Origin of the sequence: Algoriphagus marinus (assembly GCF_001936475.1) — a bacterium.
Classification (GTDB): domain Bacteria; phylum Bacteroidota; class Bacteroidia; order Cytophagales; family Cyclobacteriaceae; genus Algoriphagus; species Algoriphagus marinus.
Map to the genome: position 1 here is coordinate 906,742 of NZ_MSPQ01000001.1, position 18,064 is coordinate 924,805.

Below are 18,064 nucleotides of genomic sequence, written 5' to 3' on the forward strand. Positions count from 1 at the left end.
GTTTAGACTTTCATAATATCGATTTCCTTTTTTGCTAGGAGCTCGTCAATTTTCACTGAATAGCTGTCTGTGAATTTTTGAACTTTCTCTTCAGCTCGCTTGATGTCATCTTCCGATGCGCCATCTTTTTGAAGCTTTTTTAATTCATCGTTGGTGTTTTTGCGGACGGTACGTAAGGATATTTTCCCTTCTTCACATTCGTGTTTGGCTTGTTTTACGAGATTGATTCTTCGCTCTTCAGTCAAAGCAGGAATGGTGAGAATAATTATTTCACCATTGTTTTGAGGGGCAAGTCCCAAATCAGAATTGATTATTGCTTTTTCGATTTCTGCAATCATCGTACGCTCAAATGGCTTGATTGCCAATGTCCGCGCATCAGGGGTATTGACAGATGATACTTGGTTTAACGGAGTCGGGGCGCCGTAGTATTGGACCATTATCCCGTCTAGCATATTTGGCATTGCTTTTCCTGCTCTGATTTTTACCAATTCGGCAGCGGTGTGATCAACCGCTTTTTGCATCAATTCTTGTGCTTCGTCAAGATATAATTCGATTTCTTCCATGATTTTATTCTTATGAAGTGATCAGCGTTCCTATTTTTTTTCCTTTTACTAATTCGACCAGATTTCCATCTTTATTCATATCAAAAACAATAATAGGTAGATTGTTTTCTTGGCAAAGAGTAAAGGCTGTCATATCCATGACATTCAGGTTTTTTTCATACACATCATGAAATGAGATGGTATCATATTTCGTTGCTGTAGGATCTTTTTCCGGATCTGCGGTATAAACTCCATCTACACGGGTGCCTTTCAGAACAACTTCCGCTTCTACTTCAATCGCTCTCAAACTTGCGGTTGAATCTGTAGTAAAATAAGGATTGCCTATTCCGGCGCCAAAGATCACGATCCGACCTTTCTCCAAGTGGCGAATTGCTCTCCTTCTGATGAAAGGTTCGCAGACACTTTCGATTTTAATTCCAGACATCAATCTGGTGTACATCCCACCTTGTTCAAGTGCACTTTGGAGTGCCATCGCATTGATCAGAGTTGCGAGCATACCCATATAGTCGCCTTGCACACGGTCTATTCCTGATTTTTCAGCTTGCACGCCTCTGAAAATATTGCCTCCTCCAATGACGATTGCAATCTCTACTCCCATTTCTTTCACCTTTTTGATTTCCTGGGTGTATTGTTGAAGCCTATTGGGATCGATACCGTAGTTCTTTTCTCCCATCAGAGCCTCGCCACTGAGTTTGAGCAATATTCGCTTGTATTTCATCTGTTTATAATTGTTTTTTTTGGTCACACGAAATCTCACATGGCTGCCCTGATAAAAATCTGGACAATCCAGTGTTTGACTTTTTAGTCATGCTCGATTTCATTTTTTATTCGTTGATTTCAGGCTGTTTTGGTCGATTAATTGAAAAAGTCATCGATCTAAAAAAACAAATCAGATAACCGATTGGAATCAAATAATCCTCCAAATATAATTTCTTCAATTCATTATGCTAGGCAAAAATTAAAATTGAATCAAAACCTGATTTTTTTCTACGCTGTCTTTCAAATTTACTTTTACCGATTTCACCTTCCCATCTCCGGGAGCTTTGATGATATTTTCCATTTTCATTGCCTCCAAAATCAGGACGACATCTCCCTTTTTCACCTCGTCGCCTTCTTTGACTTTCAGATCCAAAATCAAGCCTGGCATCGGTGCTTTGATATCTTTTAAGGCTGATGAAGAAGCTATGTTCATTCCTAGTTTTTCAAGCAACATATCGTTTTTGTCCTTCAGTTGAAGCGTGGCCATCTTAGTTCCAATCCTTATCTGAACTGTTTTGGATTCTTTGTCAAAATCAAGAAGTTCTGCTTCGATTGATCTGTTTTCATGGATAAGATGTACTCTACGATCTGAAATCCATTTCAAGTCCCAAATGATGGGCTTGCCATTTACGGTAAGCTGTTCTTCGGTTTTTTCCACCGAATAGCTTGTATTTTGATTAATAACTGTAAACATTCCTGTAATTTGAAGCCGAATATACAATTTCCTTACAAAGGAGGATGTTTTCTTTAGCTATCAATTTGAAATCGAGCATGACGCAAGTGACACACACTGGGATGTCCCGTAAGCTTTCGGGACAACCAAGCGAGATTCCATGTGACAATTGAAAATAAAATTATAAACACATGAAACAAATCGACTTAATACCTCAGTCTCCATCAAAAATACTCCCTGTTTTATTTATTTTTTTAATGGGTTCTGGGCTTTATTCCTGTAAATCAAAAGCTATCATTCAAAACCCGCAAGATATTCAAGAAGAGACTGTTAATGTTCCAGCTACTTTGACATCCACTGAGAATAATCTGAAAGAGATAGAGCAAATTCAATTGCAAAAGGAATTGGAGATTGAGTCCTACAGAGCTTCTCAGCCAAGGCGTTTCGATATTATTCATACAACGCTAGATTTGGCATTTGACTATCAAAATCAATCTGTCATCGGGAAGGCAGAGCTTAAGATCAAGCCATTTAAATACCCTCAAAAAGTACTTTTTTTAAATGCTCAAGATTTTGAAGTGGGTGAAATAATGTATAGCGGAGGGGAAGAGAAAAGGTCACTTGATTCTAACTATGATGGACAGGAACTAACGATCTATCTTCCTGAAGAACTTTCAGAGAAAGATACATTTGAAATAATTGTGGAATACATCGCTTTCCCAAATCGAAATCCTGTGGGTGGGAGTGAAGCGATCACCGATACAAAGGGCCTTTATTTTATCGATCCTTTAGACACCATTCCAGGCAAACCAACAATGGTTTGGACACAAGGAGAAACCATGCATAATTCCAAGTGGTTTCCTACGATTGACCATCCGAATGAACGTTTCACCCAGAAATTTAACTTGACAGTACCTGATTCTTTGGTCACAATTAGCAATGGCGAATTGGTCAGCCAAAAGAAATTGGAGAATGGATTACGTGTAGACTCTTGGGAGATGAAACTTCCTCATGCACCGTATTTAGCAGCCTTGGCAATTGGTGATTTTGGTAAAGTCAATGATAGCTGGGAAGGTATTCAATTAGGATACTTTGTAGAGAAAGGTTTTGAAAAGGGGGCTGAAAAAGTCTTTGAAAATACCCCGGAAATGATCGGCTTCTTTTCTAAGCTTACAGGAGTCAAATTTCCTTGGCCAAAATATGACCAAGTGGTGGTTCGGGACTTTGTCTCTGGAGCCATGGAAAATACGACTGCATCGATCTTTATGGAAGAATTACAATTAACAGCGCGTGAAGCGATTGATTCGGAGTGGGATTATATCATTGCACATGAGTTATTTCATCAATGGTTTGGCGATTATGTCACGGCAGAGTCTTGGTCAAACCTCACCTTAAATGAAGCTTTTGCGAATTACAGTGAATTTCTTTGGAATGAATTTAAGTACGGAGAAGATCAAGCTAAACTCAAATTGATTGCCGAAACTGAAAACTATTTTGCAGAGGCGGAATTCAAAAAAGTTGATTTAATCCGGTTTCAATATGCTGATGATGAGGATATGTTTGATTCCCATAGTTATTCAAAAGGTGGGTTCATACTTCATATGCTTCGTGAGTTTATCGGAAAGGAAGTTTTTTATGAAGGCTTAACTACCTATTTAACGACCCATGCATTTCAAAGTGTAGAAGTTCATGACCTGAGATTGGCTATGGAAAAAGTTAGTGGTCAGGATTTGAATTGGTTTTTTAATCAATGGTTTCTGGACAAAGGGCATCCCGAACTTTCCGTAGAGTTTGATTACTCTTCTCCTGGAAATGTTAAAATTTCGGTGTCTCAAACTCAAGATTTGGAAGAATTTCCATTATTTCAGCTGCCAATCGAGATTAGTTGGTATGTCAATGAAAATAGATTTTCCAAAAAGGTTTTTTTAAATAAAGCCAATCAGGATTTTATTCTAGAAATCGGGGAATCGGTGGACCAGGTCTTTTTCGATGAGAAGAAAAATCTTTTAGCAGCGGTAGCTATTGAAAAAAGTGCGAAAGAATACCTTCAGCAATTTGAAATTTCAGAGGTTGGAATTGCCAGATACGAGGCTTTGGATAGTCTCATGGCCAAAGAGGCTATTGAGGAATTGCAAATTAGTATTAATCAAGCCATTTCAGATGATTTCTGGGCTATCCGAGAGTCAGGGTTGCGAATCTTGCAAGGAAATACATCTTGGTTAGATCAAGATTCTGATCTAGAGGAAATGATTTACTCAATGGCCGAGAAGGATCCAAAAAATTCAGTAAGAGCAGGTGCTCTTGATGTTTTGGCAGAATATAATCCAGTGAAATATCAAAATTTGTTTAAGATGTTGGCGAATGATAGTTCTTATTTAGTTGCCGGATCAGCTTTGATGGGTTTAATGTCAGAAGAGATTGATTTGGAGGAGGAATTTGTCGAGCGATTTTCTGCGGAAACAAATTTCAGGATTGTAATTCCAATGGCCGATTTTTATATCATAAAGGCAGTAAAAGGAAAAGGAGATTGGTTTCAATTCCAACTAAGTAGCTTGTCGGGAGAAGGGCTTTATTTTTTTCTGGGCTATTATGGAGAATATTTTAGCCGTTTTCCAGAAGAAGGGAAACCAGAAGCTATTGCGAAGCTTTTTGAAATCATGGAAAGAAATTCCAAGTCATTTATTCGATTGGGAGCTTTTCAAGCACTGCTTGCTTTCACAGATGAAGAGGCGGTTGTAAAGGAAATGTCGAGGCTGGCAGACTTAGAAACCGACCTAGAATTAAAAATGTATTACCAGTATTTTCTGGAAGCCATAAAATCTGAAAATTAAGCTATTGATTTTTAATAGGTTGTAAATTATTAATGTAAAATATCATCAAATTTGAAAACCATGTTTTGAATCTTTGGGAAAAGCCTATAATTTTGCCATCCGTTACGAAAGGTACGCCTGTTTAATCGCAGGGTTTTTGACAGTAAAAAAGGGGGAATACCAAAGCGGCCAACTGGGACGGACTGTAAATCCGTTGACTTATGTCTTCACAGGTTCGAATCCTGTTTCCCCCACACCATTGCTTTAATGCGAAATTTTTTTCTAATTTTGCATTGCAAAAAAATTCGGCTTAGCCGGATACAAGCGGGAGTAGCTCAGTTGGTAGAGCGGCAGCCTTCCAAGCTGCAGGTCGCGGGTTCGAGCCTCGTCTCCCGCTCTGTGTTTTTCTCAGTAATGAGAAAAACATAAGGGTCTAAGCCGACGTAGCTCAGGGGTAGAGTACTTCCTTGGTAAGGAAGGGGTCACGGGTTCAAATCCCGTCGTTGGCTCATATCGGCTTTAATAATTAACTAAATATATCTTTAAACTTAAACTGAGGATTTTCACGCATGGCAAAAGCACAATTCGACCGTTCCAAGCCGCACGTTAACATCGGTACGATTGGACACGTAGACCATGGCAAAACTACTTTGACAGCAGCCATTACTACGGTATTGGCTTCAAAGGGTCTGTCTGAATTAAGAGATTTCTCTTCTATCGACAACGCTCCGGAAGAAAAAGAAAGAGGTATTACCATTAACACCTCTCACGTAGAATATCAAACTGAAAAGAGACACTACGCTCACGTAGATTGTCCTGGACACGCTGATTACGTTAAAAACATGGTAACTGGTGCCGCTCAAATGGATGGCGCTATCCTAGTGGTAGCAGCAACTGACGGACCAATGCCTCAAACTAGAGAGCACATCCTTCTGGCTCGCCAGGTAGGTGTACCTCAACTAGTGGTATTCATGAATAAAGTTGATATGGTTGACGATCCTGAGCTTCTTGAGCTTGTGGAGATGGAGATCAGAGAACTTCTTTCATTCTATGAATTTGATGGTGATAATATCCCTGTAATCGCTGGTTCTGCACTTGGTGCATTGAACGGTGAAGAGAAATGGGTAAACACTGTAATGGAATTGATGGATGCTGTAGATAGCTTCATTCCACTTCCAGAAAGAGCAATTGACAAAGATTTCTTGATGCCAGTTGAGGACGTATTCTCGATCACAGGTCGTGGTACGGTAGCAACCGGAAGAATTGAAAGAGGTGTAATCAACTCTGGTGAAGCTGTTGATATCATCGGTATGGGAGCTGAAGGCTTGAAGTCTACAGTAACTGGTGTTGAGATGTTCCGTAAGATTCTTGATAGAGGAGAAGCAGGTGACAACGTAGGTTTATTGCTTAGAGGTATTGAAAAATCACAGATTAAGCGTGGTATGATTATCTGTAAGCCAGGATCTGTGAAGCCACATTCACATTTCAAGGCTGAAGTTTACGTTCTTTCAAAAGAAGAAGGTGGACGTCACACTCCTTTCTTCAACAGATACAGACCTCAGTTTTACCTTAGAACAACTGACGTAACTGGTGAGATCACTCTTCCAGAAAACGTTGAAATGGTAATGCCAGGTGATAACGTAACGATTGAAGTAAATCTTCTTTCAGCAGTAGCGCTTGAGAAAGGACTTCGTTTTGCGATCCGTGAAGGTGGTAGAACAGTAGGTGCTGGTCAGGTTACTGAGATTCTTGATTAATCAAAATTGATTATAAGATAAACAATGCGACCCTAAATATTTTGGGGTCGCATTTGTTTCTTAAGAGATCTTTACCTAATTTTGCGTTCCCATTAGCGGAGCGTTCATTCACACGGGCATAGTTCAACGGCAGAATAGCGGTCTCCAAAACCGTTGATGGGAGTTCGAATCTCTCTGCCCGTGCCAATAAGTAAGTACACTATGAATCTGAAAAACTTTGTTCTGGAGTCTTATGACGAAATGAAAAATAAGGTCACATGGCCCAAATATTCATTTCTTCAAAATAGCGCAGTATTGGTATTAGTAGCTTCCCTCATTTTTGCACTTTTTATAGGTGTTATTGATTTGGGATTTGAGAATATCATGAAATGGTTTTATGATTTATTCTAATTGAATTGACATTACAGAATGGCTGAACATAAGTGGTACGTACTCAGAGTAGTAGCGGGACAGGAAAAAAAGACTAAAACCTATCTGGAGAATGAAATCTACAGAGAGAAGATTGAGGAGTTTATTCCTGACGTGTTAATTCCTTCTGAGAAGGTATATGAGATGCGGAATGGTAAGAAGCGTGTAAGGGAGAGAAACTTCTTCCCTGGTTACGTATTAGTCCATGCGGATCTTTCAAATGGTGAGGCCAATCACGTAATAACAAGTATTCCGGGAGTAATCGGTTTCTTAGGTTCAAACTCCGGGGGAGCTTCCAAAACCCCTGAGCCATTACGTCAATCAGAAATCAATCGTATTTTAGGTAAGGTTGAAGAGATTGATGAGTTTGCTGAGAAACTGGATACGCCATTTATAGTTGGAGAAACCGTTAAAGTAATGGACGGTCCATTCAGTGGGTTTACCGGAACAATTGAGGAGATATTTGAAGAGAAGAAGAAATTGAATGTTATGGTCAAAATCTTCGGAAGAAATACTCCTGTAGAATTAAACTTTATACAAGTAGAAAAACAAGACTAAGCAATGGCTAAGGAAATCACTGGTTATTTAAAACTACAAGTGAAAGGTGGCCAGGCAAACCCGTCGCCTCCAGTTGGTCCGGCTCTTGGTTCCAAGGGTCTTAACATCATGGAGTTTTGTAAGCAGTACAATGCACGTACCCAAGACAAAATGGGTCAAGTGCTTCCTGTATTGATTACCATCTACTCTGATAAGTCTTTTGACTTTGTAGTAAAAACTCCTCCTGCAGCTAATTTGCTGCTTGAGGCTGCAAAGATTAAGGGCGGATCTGCAGAGCCAAACCGAAAGAAGGTTGGTTCCGTATCCTGGGATCAGGTAAGAGAGATAGCAGAGGTAAAAATGCCTGACCTTAATGCTTTCAAAGTCGAGTCTGCCATGAAAATGGTAGCTGGGACAGCACGAAGCATGGGTATCACAGTATCTGGTAAAGCCCCTTGGGAAGTATAAACAAAAAACAATGGCTAAGTTAACAAAAAAGCAAAAAGAAGCTCTTTCTAAGTACGACCCAAGCCAAGTGTACTCCCTTGAGGCAGCTTCTTCTATTTTGAAGGAAATATCATTGGCAAAATTTGACGCTTCAGTAGATGTCAACGTTCGTTTGGGCGTAGATCCACGTAAGGCTGATCAAATGGTAAGAGGTGTAGTAGCCCTTCCTCATGGTACTGGCAAAGACATCAAAGTATTGGTGCTTTGTACTCCTGACAAAGTAGCTGAAGCAACCGAAGCAGGTGCAGATTACGCAGGCTTGGACGACTACATCGCGAAAATCGAAGGCGGATGGACTGACATTGATGTCATTATCACTATGCCTAACGTTATGGCGAAGGTAGGTAGATTGGGTAGAGTTTTAGGACCAAGAGGTCTTATGCCTAACCCTAAATCAGGAACAGTTACTCTAGATGTAGCTAAAGCTGTAAAAGAAGTAAAAGCTGGTAAGATCGACTTCAAAGTTGATAAATTTGGAATTATCCATGCCGGTATTGGTAAAGTATCTTTCTCACCTGAGCAAATTCAGGAAAATGTGAAAGAATTGATCCTAACTATTTCTAAGCTGAAGCCTTCTTCATCTAAAGGAACGTATTTCAAGAGTATATATTTATCCAGTACAATGTCTCCTGGAATTGCAGTAGACAAGGGTAGCATTCAAGGTATTTAATCATGACTAGAGACGAAAAGAAAGTAATAATCGACGGTCTTACTGAGAAGTTCAAAGAAACCCCTTTCTTCTACATTACTGATGCATCAGGTTTTTCTGTTGCTCAGACCAATTCATTCCGAAGAGCATGTTTCGAAAAAGGTATTGAGTACAAAGTGTACAAAAATACTCTTATCGCTAAAGCTTTGGAAAACTTAGATGCTGACTATTCAAAGTTGTCATCTGAGGCATTGAAAGGATTCTCTGGAATTTTATTCTCAAAAGAGACAAGTAATTTACCAGCAAATTTGTTGTTGGATTACAGAAAAAAAATAGGCAAAAAAGAGACTAGACCAGTTTTTAAAGGTGCTGCTATTGATACTGATGTTTTCATTGGTGAAGCTAACCTTGAAATGCTGTCTAAGCTAAAGTCAAAGCAGGAATTGCTTGGCGATCTAATCGGATTGCTACAATCTCCAGCAATGAACCTTCTTTCTGCATTGCAAAGTGGTCAGAACAATTTGACCGGAGTGCTTAAAACACTTGCAGAAAGAGAAGAAAAATAATACTTAAAAAATCATTCAAACAAAAAATTAAATTTCAAATACAATGGCAGATCTTACACAACTTGCAGATCAGTTGGTAAACTTGACTGTAAAAGAAGTTAAAGAATTGACAGATATTCTTAAGGATCAGTATGGCATCGAGCCTGCTGCTGCTGGTGCAGTAGTAGTTGCAGGTGGCGGAGCTGGTGCTGGAGAAGCTGCAGTTGAAGAAGAGAAAACATCTTTCGATGTTATCTTGAAAGCAGCTGGTGCATCTAAGCTGGCAGTTGTTAAACTTGTTAAGGAATTAACTGGTCTTGGTCTTAAGGAAGCAAAGGATCTAGTAGATTCAGCTCCAAAAGCACTTAAAGAAGGCGTAGCAAAAGACGAAGCTGAAGGCTTGAAGAAGTCTTTGGAAGAGGCTGGTGCTGAAGTAGAGATTAAATAATTTGCTAAGCCGAGACTTCTAGGTCGAGGCTCAGCACCTAAGACCTGACTATTTTAGTCAGGTCTTTTCCTGTTTATGCACAGGTATTAAATTGCATTATTCCAAGCGAAAATTGACTTATTTCGCTAATTAATTTCACCATAAACATATACTACCTTGGCTATCAAGAATCAAACCGAAAGGAAAAGTTTCTCCTCCATTAAGGTGGTCAAAGACTATCCGGATTTTCTAGATATTCAGCTGCAGTCGTTCAAAGACTTTTTTCAGTTGGATACTCCTGCCGAAAAACGCCGGGCAGACGGCTTATTTAAAGTATTCGCAGAAAACTTCCCAATCAGTGATTCCAGAGAAAATTTCACTCTAGAATTTATTGATTATGCAGTAGACCCTCCAAAATATAGTGTTGGCGAATGTATAGACCGTGGCTTGACCTACTCTGTCCCATTAAAAGCAAAACTCAGATTGCTTTGTCATGATGAGGATAATGAGGATTTCGAGACAATCGAACAAGAAGTATTCTTGGGTAATCTTCCGTATATGACGGAAAAAGGTTCATTTGTAATCAATGGCGCAGAAAGAGTTATTGTATCTCAACTTCACCGTTCTCCGGGTGTGTTCTTTGCTCAAAGTAAACACACTAATGGTACGAAATTATATTCTGCAAGAATTATTCCTTTCAAAGGATCTTGGATTGAATTTGCTACAGACATCAATAATGTCATGTATGCATATATCGACCGTAAGAAAAAATTCCCTGTAACTACTCTATTAAGGTCCATAGGTTATGGAACTGATAAGGATATCCTTGATCTATTCGGTTTATCTGAGGAAGTAGCTACTACCAAAGCAGCTTTGAAAAAAGTAGCAGGCAGAAAGCTTGCAGCTCGTGTTCTTAGAACTTGGGTTGAGGACTTTGTGGATGAAGATACAGGTGAAGTAGTTTCAATCGATAGAAATGAAGTCTTACTTGAGCGGGACACTGTCCTGACTGAAGAAGATATCGAAATGATTTTGGACTCAGGAGCTAAAAGCATTATCCTTAATAGGGAAGATGTCAATGTAGCCGAATTCTCAATCGTATATAACACACTTCAGAAAGATAACTCAAACTCTGAAAAAGAAGCAGTTGAGGTGATTTACCGTCAGCTAAGAAATACTGAAGCTCCGGATGAGTCTACAGCTCGAGAGGTGATTCACAGCTTATTTTTCTCGGATAAGAGATATGATCTTGGTGAAGTTGGTCGATATAGAATCAATAAAAAGCTTGGTCTTGATATTGATCCTGAAAAAATTGTATTGACCAAAGAAGATATCATTTATATCGTGAAGTACTTGATCGGTTTGATCAACTCTAAAGCGGTAGTCGATGATATTGACCACCTTAGTAATAGAAGAGTTAGGACAGTTGGTGAGCAACTTTACAGTCAGTTCGGTGTTGGTTTGGCTAGAATGGCTAGAACGATTCGTGAGCGAATGAACGTTAGAGATAACGAAGATTTCAAGCCTGTAGATTTGATCAATGCAAGAACACTTTCTTCAGTTATCAACTCATTCTTCGGTACAAACCAGCTTTCTCAATTTATGGATCAGACCAACCCATTGGCTGAATTGACCCATAAGAGAAGACTTTCAGCTTTGGGTCCAGGTGGACTTTCAAGAGAAAGAGCTGGATTTGAGGTTCGAGATGTTCATTATACGCACTACGGTCGTCTTTGTACTATTGAAACTCCGGAAGGACCAAACATCGGTTTGATCTCCTCGCTTTGTGTTCACGCAAAAGTGAATTCTATGGGATTCCTTGAGACTCCTTATCGAAAAGTGAAAGATGGTAAAGCTGGAATGAAGTCTGAGGATATAGTTTTCTTGACTGCAGAAGAGGAAGATGATCACAACATCGCTCAGGCTAATGCCCCTCTGAATGAGTCAGGAAAGTTCATAAATGAAAAAGTTAAAGCAAGATTTGAAGGTGACTTCCCTGTATTGGAGCCTTCAGAGATTACTTATATGGACGTAGCTCCTAACCAAATTGTATCTGTAGCAGCTTCTCTTATTCCATTCTTGGAGCATGATGATGCGAACAGAGCTTTGATGGGATCAAACATGCAACGTCAGGCAGTACCACTTCTTAAAGCTGAGGCTCCTATCGTAGGAACAGGCTTGGAAGCTAAAGCTGCAGTTGATTCAAGGTCTTTGATTATTGCAGAAGCTGATGGTGTGGTAGATTATGTAGATGCACGTAAAATCGTCATCAAATATGATCTCACTGAAGATGAGTTATTGGTGAACTTCACTGACGAATACAAATCTTATGATTTGATTAAGTTTAGAAGAACAAACCAAGATACTACCATTAATTTAACTCCTTTAGTTCTTAAAGGACAGAAAATTAAGAAAGGTCAAGTCTTAGTTGAAGGTTATTCTACCAATGAAGGTGAACTAGCATTAGGTAAAAACCTTAAAGTAGCATACATGCCTTGGCAGGGTTATAACTTTGAGGATGCGATCGTTATCTCTGAGCGAGTTGTACGTGAAGATGTCTTTACTTCTATCCACGTAGAAGAATTTCAGCTTGAGGTAAGAGATACAAAAAGAGGTGAGGAGGAATTAACTTCTGAAATCCCTAACGTTTCTGAGGAGGCTGTCAAAAACCTTGATGAAAATGGAGTAATCAGTATCGGAGCCGAGGTGAAAGAAGGTGATATCATAATTGGTAAAATCACTCCTAAAGGTGAAACTGATCCTACACCGGAAGAAAAACTACTGAGAGCAATCTTTGGAGACAAAGCCGGTGATGTGAAAGATGCTTCTTTGAAAGCTTCCCCATCCTTGAATGGTGTGGTAATAGAGACTAAACTATTCTCAAGACCTAAGAAGGATAAAGATGTACGAGTTAAAGCCAAAGCAGAAGTTGAAAAACTGAAGGCAAAGTACTCAAGAGATCTTTTGTCTATTAGGGCTAAAATGATAAATAAGCTTGTAGCTCTTCTTGATGGTAAAACTTCTCAGGGGGTAAAGCATAAATTTGGGGATGAGATCATTTCTAAAGGAACTAAGTTCAATGCTAAAAACATTGAAAACAACTTGTTCCCTGCTAAAAATCCTTACAGAGATGAGAGTAACTACAACGTTCCTGAAGAGGCTAACCTCATTGCAGATATCATTCTTGATGACTGGACTAAAGATGATTATACCAATACTTTGGTTTCTCAACTTGTGAAGAACTTTGTCAATTCTAGAAATGAGATCAGCGGTAACTTTAAAAGAGAGCGATTTACGCTTGAAGTTGGAGATGAGCTTCCTGCCGGAATTGTACAACTTGCAAAAGTTTATATCGCTAAAAAGCGTAAACTAAAAGTAGGTGATAAAATGGCTGGTCGTCACGGTAATAAGGGAATTGTAGCCCGTATCGTAAGAGACGAAGATATGCCATTCTTAGAGGATGGAACTCCTATGGATATCGTATTGAATCCACTTGGTGTACCTTCTCGAATGAACATCGGACAGATCTTCGAAACAGTACTCGCTTGGGCGGGTCAGAAACTAGGTAAGAAATATGCTACACCAATTTTTGATGGAGCTACCTTAGAAGAAGTATCAGCAGAATTGGAATTGGCAGGATTGCCAGCTTATGGAAGAACTTACCTTTATGATGGTCTTTCTGGAGTGAAATTCGATCAGCCAATTACCGTAGGGGTAGCCTACATGTTGAAACTTGGTCACCTAGTTGATGATAAGATGCACGCAAGATCTATCGGACCATATTCATTGATTACGCAGCAGCCATTGGGTGGTAAAGCTCAATTTGGTGGACAGAGATTCGGTGAAATGGAAGTATGGGCATTGGAAGCATTCGGTGCTTCTCATGTACTGCAAGAGATCTTGACTGTGAAGTCTGATGACGTAATCGGTAGAGCAAAAGCTTATGAAGCTATTGTGAAGGGTGAAAACCTTCCTAAGCCTAATATTCCTGAATCATTCAATGTATTGGTTCATGAGTTGAGAGGTTTGGCTCTTGAAATTACCCTAGATTAATTAAGCGAATTAGGGCTCGCAAGAGCCCTTTACATATCTTCAAAAAACTATGGCGTTCAGAAAAAATAAAAAACTTAACAATGATTTTTCAAGAGTCACTGTCAGCCTAGCTTCTCCAGAATCTATTCTGGATAGCTCAAATGGTGAGGTGACCCAGCCAGAGACTATCAATTATAGAACCTACAAACCTGAAATGGGTGGACTGTTCTGTGAGCGAATCTTTGGTCCAGTAAAAGACTGGGAATGTCATTGTGGAAAGTACAAGCGCATCAGGTATAAAGGTATTATCTGCGACCGTTGTGGTGTAGAGGTTACTGAAAAGAAAGTAAGAAGAGAGCGAATGGGCCATATCGAATTGGTTGTTCCAGTTGCTCACATCTGGTATTTCAAATCCCTTCCAAATAAAATTGGTTACCTGTTAGGATTACCTACCAAGAAGCTTGATCAGATTGTTTACTACGAGCGTTACGCAGTAGTTCAGCCTGGTGTCAAAGCGGAAGAGGGAGTACAATATCTTGACTTCTTGACTGAAGACGAGTATTTGGACATTATGGACAAGCTTCCTAAGGAAAACCATATGCTCGATGACGAGGATCCAAATAAATTTATTGCAAAGATGGGAGCTGAGGCTCTTGAGATGCTTTTAGCAAGAATTGACCTGGATGATTTATCTTATTCATTAAGACATCAAGCAGCTACAGATACTTCTCAGCAGCGTAAGGCTGAAGCTTTAAAGCGACTTAAAGTAGTAGAAGCTTTCCGTGATGCAAGAACCAGAATTGAAAACCGCCCTGAGTGGATGGTTGTTCGTATGGTTCCAGTGATTCCACCGGAATTGCGTCCATTGGTTCCTTTGGATGGAGGTCGTTTTGCGACTTCTGATTTGAATGACCTTTATAGAAGAGTTATAATTAGAAATAACCGTTTGAAGCGATTGATTGATATCAAAGCGCCAGAGGTAATCCTAAGAAACGAGAAGCGAATGCTCCAGGAAGCTGTGGATTCACTTTTTGATAACTCAAGAAAAGTAAATGCGGTTAGATCCGATGGAAACCGTGCCTTAAAGTCTCTTTCTGATATGTTGAAAGGAAAGCAAGGTAGATTCCGTCAAAACTTGCTCGGAAAGCGTGTGGATTACTCCGGACGTTCGGTGATCGTTGTAGGTCCTGAATTGAAGCTTCACGAGTGTGGTCTTCCTAAAAATATGGCAGCTGAGCTTTTCAAGCCTTTTATCATTCGTAAATTGATCGAAAGAGGAATTGTTAAGACCGTAAAATCTGCAAAGAAAATTGTTGATCGTAAGGATCCGGTAGTTTGGGATATTTTGGAAAACGTTTTGAAAGGACACCCTGTCCTACTTAACCGTGCTCCAACCCTTCACAGATTAGGTATTCAAGCTTTCCAACCAAAACTGATCGAAGGAAAAGCAATCCAGCTTCATCCATTGGTATGTACTGCATTCAACGCCGATTTTGACGGTGACCAGATGGCAGTTCACGTACCTCTCGGACATGAAGCAATTTTGGAAGCTTCTACTTTGATGCTCTCTTCACATAATATTCTTAACCCTGCCAACGGTGCACCAATTACTGTACCGTCTCAAGACATGGTTTTAGGACTTTATTATGTGACCAAAGGCAAGAAGTCTACTCCTGAAGAGCCAGTGGCTGGAGAGGGAATGACGTTCTATAGCACTGAAGAAGTGATAATTGCAATGAATGAGGAAAAAATTTCCAAGCATGCAAATATCAAGTGTAAAGTAAACGTCAGAGATGCTGAGGGTACCATCACTAGTCAAATAATTGATACCGTAGCAGGCCGATTGATCTTCAATCAGTTTGTACCAGACGAGGTAGGTTATGTAAATGAGCTATTGACTAAGAAAAAACTTCAGCAAATTATTGCAACTGTAGTAAAAGTTTGCGGAATGGCCCGTACGGCTCAATTCCTTGACGATATCAAGAACCTTGGATTCCAAATGGCATACAAAGGTGGCTTGTCAATGGGATTGAATGACGTAATTATTCCAGCTGAGAAAGAACCAATGATTGCGAAAGCAAAAGAAGAGGTTGATCAGGTTTGGAATAACTATTTGATGGGTCTAATCACAGACAATGAAAGATATAACCAGGTAATTGATATCTGGACTCGAACCAACTCTCATTTGACTAATAATCTAATGAAGCAGATGGAAGAGGATAAGCAAGGTTTCAATGCGATCTATATGATGATGCACTCTGGAGCTAGAGGTTCTAGAGAACAGATTCGTCAGCTGGGTGGTATGAGAGGATTGATGGCTAAGCCGCAGAAAAACCTTCAAGGTTCTGTTGGTGAAATCATCGAAAACCCAATTCTATCTAACTTCAAAGAGGGACTAGATGTATTGGAGTATTTCATCTCAACACACGGTGCACGTAAAGGTCTTGCTGATACTGCATTGAAAACAGCCGATGCTGGATACCTAACCAGAAGATTGGTGGATGTTGCACAAGACATGATTATCACTGAAGATGATTGTGGAACATTGAGAGGATTGATCGTTCAGCCATTAAGAGACAACGACGAGATTGTTGAGCCACTTTCTGAGCGAATCTTAGGAAGAGTTTCTGTTCATGATTTGTATGATCCAGTTACCGATCAATTGATCGTGGAAGCTGGTTCTGAAATCGATGATGAAGTAGCTCGTATCGTGGATGAGTCAACAATCGAAGAAGTAGAGATCAGATCAGTATTGACTTGTGAAACTCGAAGAGGGGTTTGTGCGAAGTGTTATGGTAGAAATCTTTCTACAGGTAACATGGTTCAAGAGGGAGAGTCTGTAGGTGTTATTGCAGCTCAATCTATTGGAGAGCCAGGTACTCAGCTTACACTTAGAACTTTCCACGTTGGGGGTACTGCTTCCAACATGGCTGTAGAAGCTTCTGTGCTTGCAAAGTTTGAAGGTGTGGTTGAATTCGATGAAGAATTGAGATGGCTAGAAACAACCAACAAAGAAGGTGAGCCACTTTCTGTTGTGATGGGTAGATCTGGTGAAATAAAAATTAATGATTCCAAAACTGGAAAAACTTTAGTTTCAAATCACGTTCCTTATGGTGCTATCCTCAACGTGAAGGATGGTCAAAAAATCGCAAAAGGTGAATCACTTTGTAAGTGGGATCCATATAATGCGGTTATCCTTTCTGAATTTGATGGTAAAATTGAATTTGATGCAATTGTGGAAGGAGTTACTTTCAAAGAAGTAGCTGATGATCAGACTGGATTCCGTGAGAAGGTAATCATTGATACAAAAGATAGAACCAAAAACCCTGCGATTCTTGTCAATTATGGTGATGAATCAAAAGGATATAATATTCCAGTTGGAGCTCACTTAGCTGTAGAAGCTGGTGAAAAAGTAAAGGCTGGACAGATTTTGGTGAAAATCCCAAGATCAGTAGGTAAGACAAGAGATATTACCGGAGGTCTTCCAAGAGTAACTGAGCTATTCGAAGCAAGAAATCCATCCAATCCGGCTGTGGTATCTGAAATCGACGGTGTAGTAACTTACGGAGGTATCAAAAGAGGTAATAGAGAAATAATCATTGAATCTAAGGATGGTGTGATTAAGAAATACATGGTATCTCTTTCTAAGCATATTTTGGTTCAGGAGAATGACTTTATCCGAGCTGGTGAGCCATTGTCAGATGGCGCAATTACTCCAAATGATATTCTATCAATCAAAGGCCCAACTGCAGTACAGGAGTATTTGGTGAATGAGATTCAGGAAGTTTACCGTCTTCAGGGTGTAAAAATCAATGACAAGCATATTGAGGTAATTGTATCTCAAATGATGCAAAAAGTTGAAATCCTTGATGCTGGTGATACTGGATTCCTTCAGAATCAAGTAGTCGATAAGTGGGCTTTCCGTGAGGAAAATGACAATATCTTGGATAAGAAAGTAGTAATGGACGCAGGTGAATCTTCGACATTGAAGCCTGGTATGATCATTTCTGCAAGAAGACTAAGAGACGAGAACTCGAGCTTGAAGCGTAAAGATCTTAAACTGGTAACAGTAAGAGATGCAGAGACAGCAGTTTCTAAGCCGACCTTGCAAGGTATTACTGCAGCTTCTTTGGGTACTGAAAGCTTTATCTCAGCGGCCTCCTTCCAGGAAACCACCAAGGTGCTTTCTGAAGCAGCCATCAGAGGTAAGCGTGATGAGCTTAAAGGATTGAAAGAAAACGTAATTGTTGGGCACTTGATCCCTGCTGGTACTGGTCAGAGAAGACTCCAGCCAATCATTGTAGGATCTCAAGAGGAATACGATAAACTTTCTGATAGTATCGAGCGAAGTAACTCGAAGAGAACTAGTGAGGCGATCCTTTAATAGGATCTTAATA

At 39.8% G+C, this 18,064-nt stretch carries 13 protein-coding genes and 4 tRNA genes; 14 read left to right on the forward strand and 3 right to left on the reverse strand.

What is annotated here, in order from left to right:
* Positions 1-2: 2 nt before the first annotated feature.
* From frr to BVC88_RS03885, 3 genes are all read right to left on the reverse strand, one after another.
* Positions 3-563, reverse strand: a complete 561-nt coding sequence (gene frr / locus BVC88_RS03875; protein WP_075349304.1) for a ribosome recycling factor — start codon at positions 561-563, stop codon at positions 3-5.
* A 10-nt stretch (positions 564-573) separates the two neighbouring features.
* Entirely contained in the window at positions 574-1,281 is a 708-nt protein-coding gene (pyrH, locus tag BVC88_RS03880; RefSeq protein WP_075349454.1) for a UMP kinase, read from the reverse strand.
* 240 nt (positions 1,282-1,521) lie between these two features.
* Positions 1,522-2,016, reverse strand: a complete 495-nt coding sequence (locus BVC88_RS03885) for an acetyl-CoA carboxylase biotin carboxyl carrier protein subunit (RefSeq protein ID WP_075349305.1) — start codon at positions 2,014-2,016, stop codon at positions 1,522-1,524.
* 170 nt (positions 2,017-2,186) lie between these two features.
* Here BVC88_RS03885 and BVC88_RS03890 point away from each other — a divergent pair, with 170 nt between their 5' ends.
* From BVC88_RS03890 to rpoC, 14 genes are all read left to right on the forward strand, one after another.
* Positions 2,187-4,826 carry a M1 family metallopeptidase gene (locus tag BVC88_RS03890; protein WP_083638994.1) on the forward strand — a complete coding sequence of 880 codons (2,640 nt, stop codon included), beginning with the start codon at positions 2,187-2,189 and terminating at the stop codon, positions 4,824-4,826.
* Positions 4,827-4,976: 150 nt separating this feature from the next.
* A tRNA-Tyr gene (locus tag BVC88_RS03895) sits at positions 4,977-5,059 on the forward strand.
* Positions 5,060-5,129: 70 nt separating this feature from the next.
* Positions 5,130-5,202, forward strand: a tRNA-Gly gene (locus BVC88_RS03900).
* 40 nt (positions 5,203-5,242) lie between these two features.
* A tRNA-Thr gene (locus BVC88_RS03905) sits at positions 5,243-5,314 on the forward strand.
* Positions 5,315-5,374: 60 nt separating this feature from the next.
* The gene (gene tuf / locus BVC88_RS03910; protein WP_075349307.1) at positions 5,375-6,562 is read left to right on the forward strand and encodes an elongation factor Tu; all 1,188 of its coding nucleotides are present in this window, start codon (positions 5,375-5,377) and stop codon (positions 6,560-6,562) included.
* Between the two features lie 112 nt (positions 6,563-6,674).
* Positions 6,675-6,748: transfer RNA gene (locus tag BVC88_RS03915), tRNA-Trp, on the forward strand.
* A gap of 15 nt (positions 6,749-6,763) precedes the next feature.
* Entirely contained in the window at positions 6,764-6,952 is a 189-nt protein-coding gene (gene secE / locus BVC88_RS03920; RefSeq protein WP_075349308.1) for a preprotein translocase subunit SecE, read from the forward strand.
* Between the two features lie 18 nt (positions 6,953-6,970).
* Positions 6,971-7,528: a transcription termination/antitermination protein NusG gene (gene nusG / locus BVC88_RS03925; protein WP_075349309.1), complete on the forward strand. Its 558-nt coding sequence runs from the start codon at positions 6,971-6,973 to the stop codon at positions 7,526-7,528.
* 3 nt (positions 7,529-7,531) lie between these two features.
* Complete coding sequence (rplK, locus tag BVC88_RS03930) at positions 7,532-7,975, forward strand: 50S ribosomal protein L11 (RefSeq protein ID WP_075349310.1); 444 nt, start codon at positions 7,532-7,534, stop codon at positions 7,973-7,975.
* Positions 7,976-7,985: 10 nt separating this feature from the next.
* The gene (gene rplA, locus BVC88_RS03935; RefSeq protein ID WP_075349311.1) at positions 7,986-8,684 is read left to right on the forward strand and encodes a 50S ribosomal protein L1; all 699 of its coding nucleotides are present in this window, start codon (positions 7,986-7,988) and stop codon (positions 8,682-8,684) included.
* Between the two features lie 2 nt (positions 8,685-8,686).
* Positions 8,687-9,229: a 50S ribosomal protein L10 gene (rplJ, locus tag BVC88_RS03940; RefSeq protein WP_075349312.1), complete on the forward strand. Its 543-nt coding sequence runs from the start codon at positions 8,687-8,689 to the stop codon at positions 9,227-9,229.
* A 43-nt stretch (positions 9,230-9,272) separates the two neighbouring features.
* Complete coding sequence (gene rplL, locus BVC88_RS03945; protein ID WP_075349313.1) at positions 9,273-9,656, forward strand: 50S ribosomal protein L7/L12; 384 nt, start codon at positions 9,273-9,275, stop codon at positions 9,654-9,656.
* A gap of 156 nt (positions 9,657-9,812) precedes the next feature.
* Entirely contained in the window at positions 9,813-13,688 is a 3,876-nt protein-coding gene (rpoB, locus tag BVC88_RS03950) for a DNA-directed RNA polymerase subunit beta (RefSeq protein WP_075349314.1), read from the forward strand.
* A gap of 49 nt (positions 13,689-13,737) precedes the next feature.
* A complete protein-coding gene (rpoC, locus tag BVC88_RS03955; RefSeq protein ID WP_075349315.1) occupies positions 13,738-18,051 on the forward strand; it encodes a DNA-directed RNA polymerase subunit beta' in 4,314 nt (1,437 codons plus the stop codon).
* The last annotated feature ends 13 nt before the right edge of the window (positions 18,052-18,064 follow it).

Excerpts from the sequence above, each read along its gene's own strand:
- frr (WP_075349304.1), bottom strand. The coding sequence starts at position 563 with ATGGAAGAAATCGAATTATATCTTGACGAAGCACAAGAATTGATGCAA.
- pyrH (WP_075349454.1), bottom strand. The coding sequence starts at position 1,281 with ATGAAATACAAGCGAATATTGCTCAAACTCAGTGGCGAGGCTCTGATG.
- BVC88_RS03885 (WP_075349305.1), bottom strand. The coding sequence starts at position 2,016 with ATGTTTACAGTTATTAATCAAAATACAAGCTATTCGGTGGAAAAAACC.
- BVC88_RS03890 (WP_083638994.1), top strand. The coding sequence starts at position 2,187 with ATGAAACAAATCGACTTAATACCTCAGTCTCCATCAAAAATACTCCCT.
- tuf (WP_075349307.1), top strand. The coding sequence starts at position 5,375 with ATGGCAAAAGCACAATTCGACCGTTCCAAGCCGCACGTTAACATCGGT.
- secE (WP_075349308.1), top strand. The coding sequence starts at position 6,764 with ATGAATCTGAAAAACTTTGTTCTGGAGTCTTATGACGAAATGAAAAAT.
- nusG (WP_075349309.1), top strand. The coding sequence starts at position 6,971 with ATGGCTGAACATAAGTGGTACGTACTCAGAGTAGTAGCGGGACAGGAA.
- rplK (WP_075349310.1), top strand. The coding sequence starts at position 7,532 with ATGGCTAAGGAAATCACTGGTTATTTAAAACTACAAGTGAAAGGTGGC.
- rplA (WP_075349311.1), top strand. The coding sequence starts at position 7,986 with ATGGCTAAGTTAACAAAAAAGCAAAAAGAAGCTCTTTCTAAGTACGAC.
- rplJ (WP_075349312.1), top strand. The coding sequence starts at position 8,687 with ATGACTAGAGACGAAAAGAAAGTAATAATCGACGGTCTTACTGAGAAG.
- rplL (WP_075349313.1), top strand. The coding sequence starts at position 9,273 with ATGGCAGATCTTACACAACTTGCAGATCAGTTGGTAAACTTGACTGTA.
- rpoC (WP_075349315.1), top strand. The coding sequence starts at position 13,738 with ATGGCGTTCAGAAAAAATAAAAAACTTAACAATGATTTTTCAAGAGTC.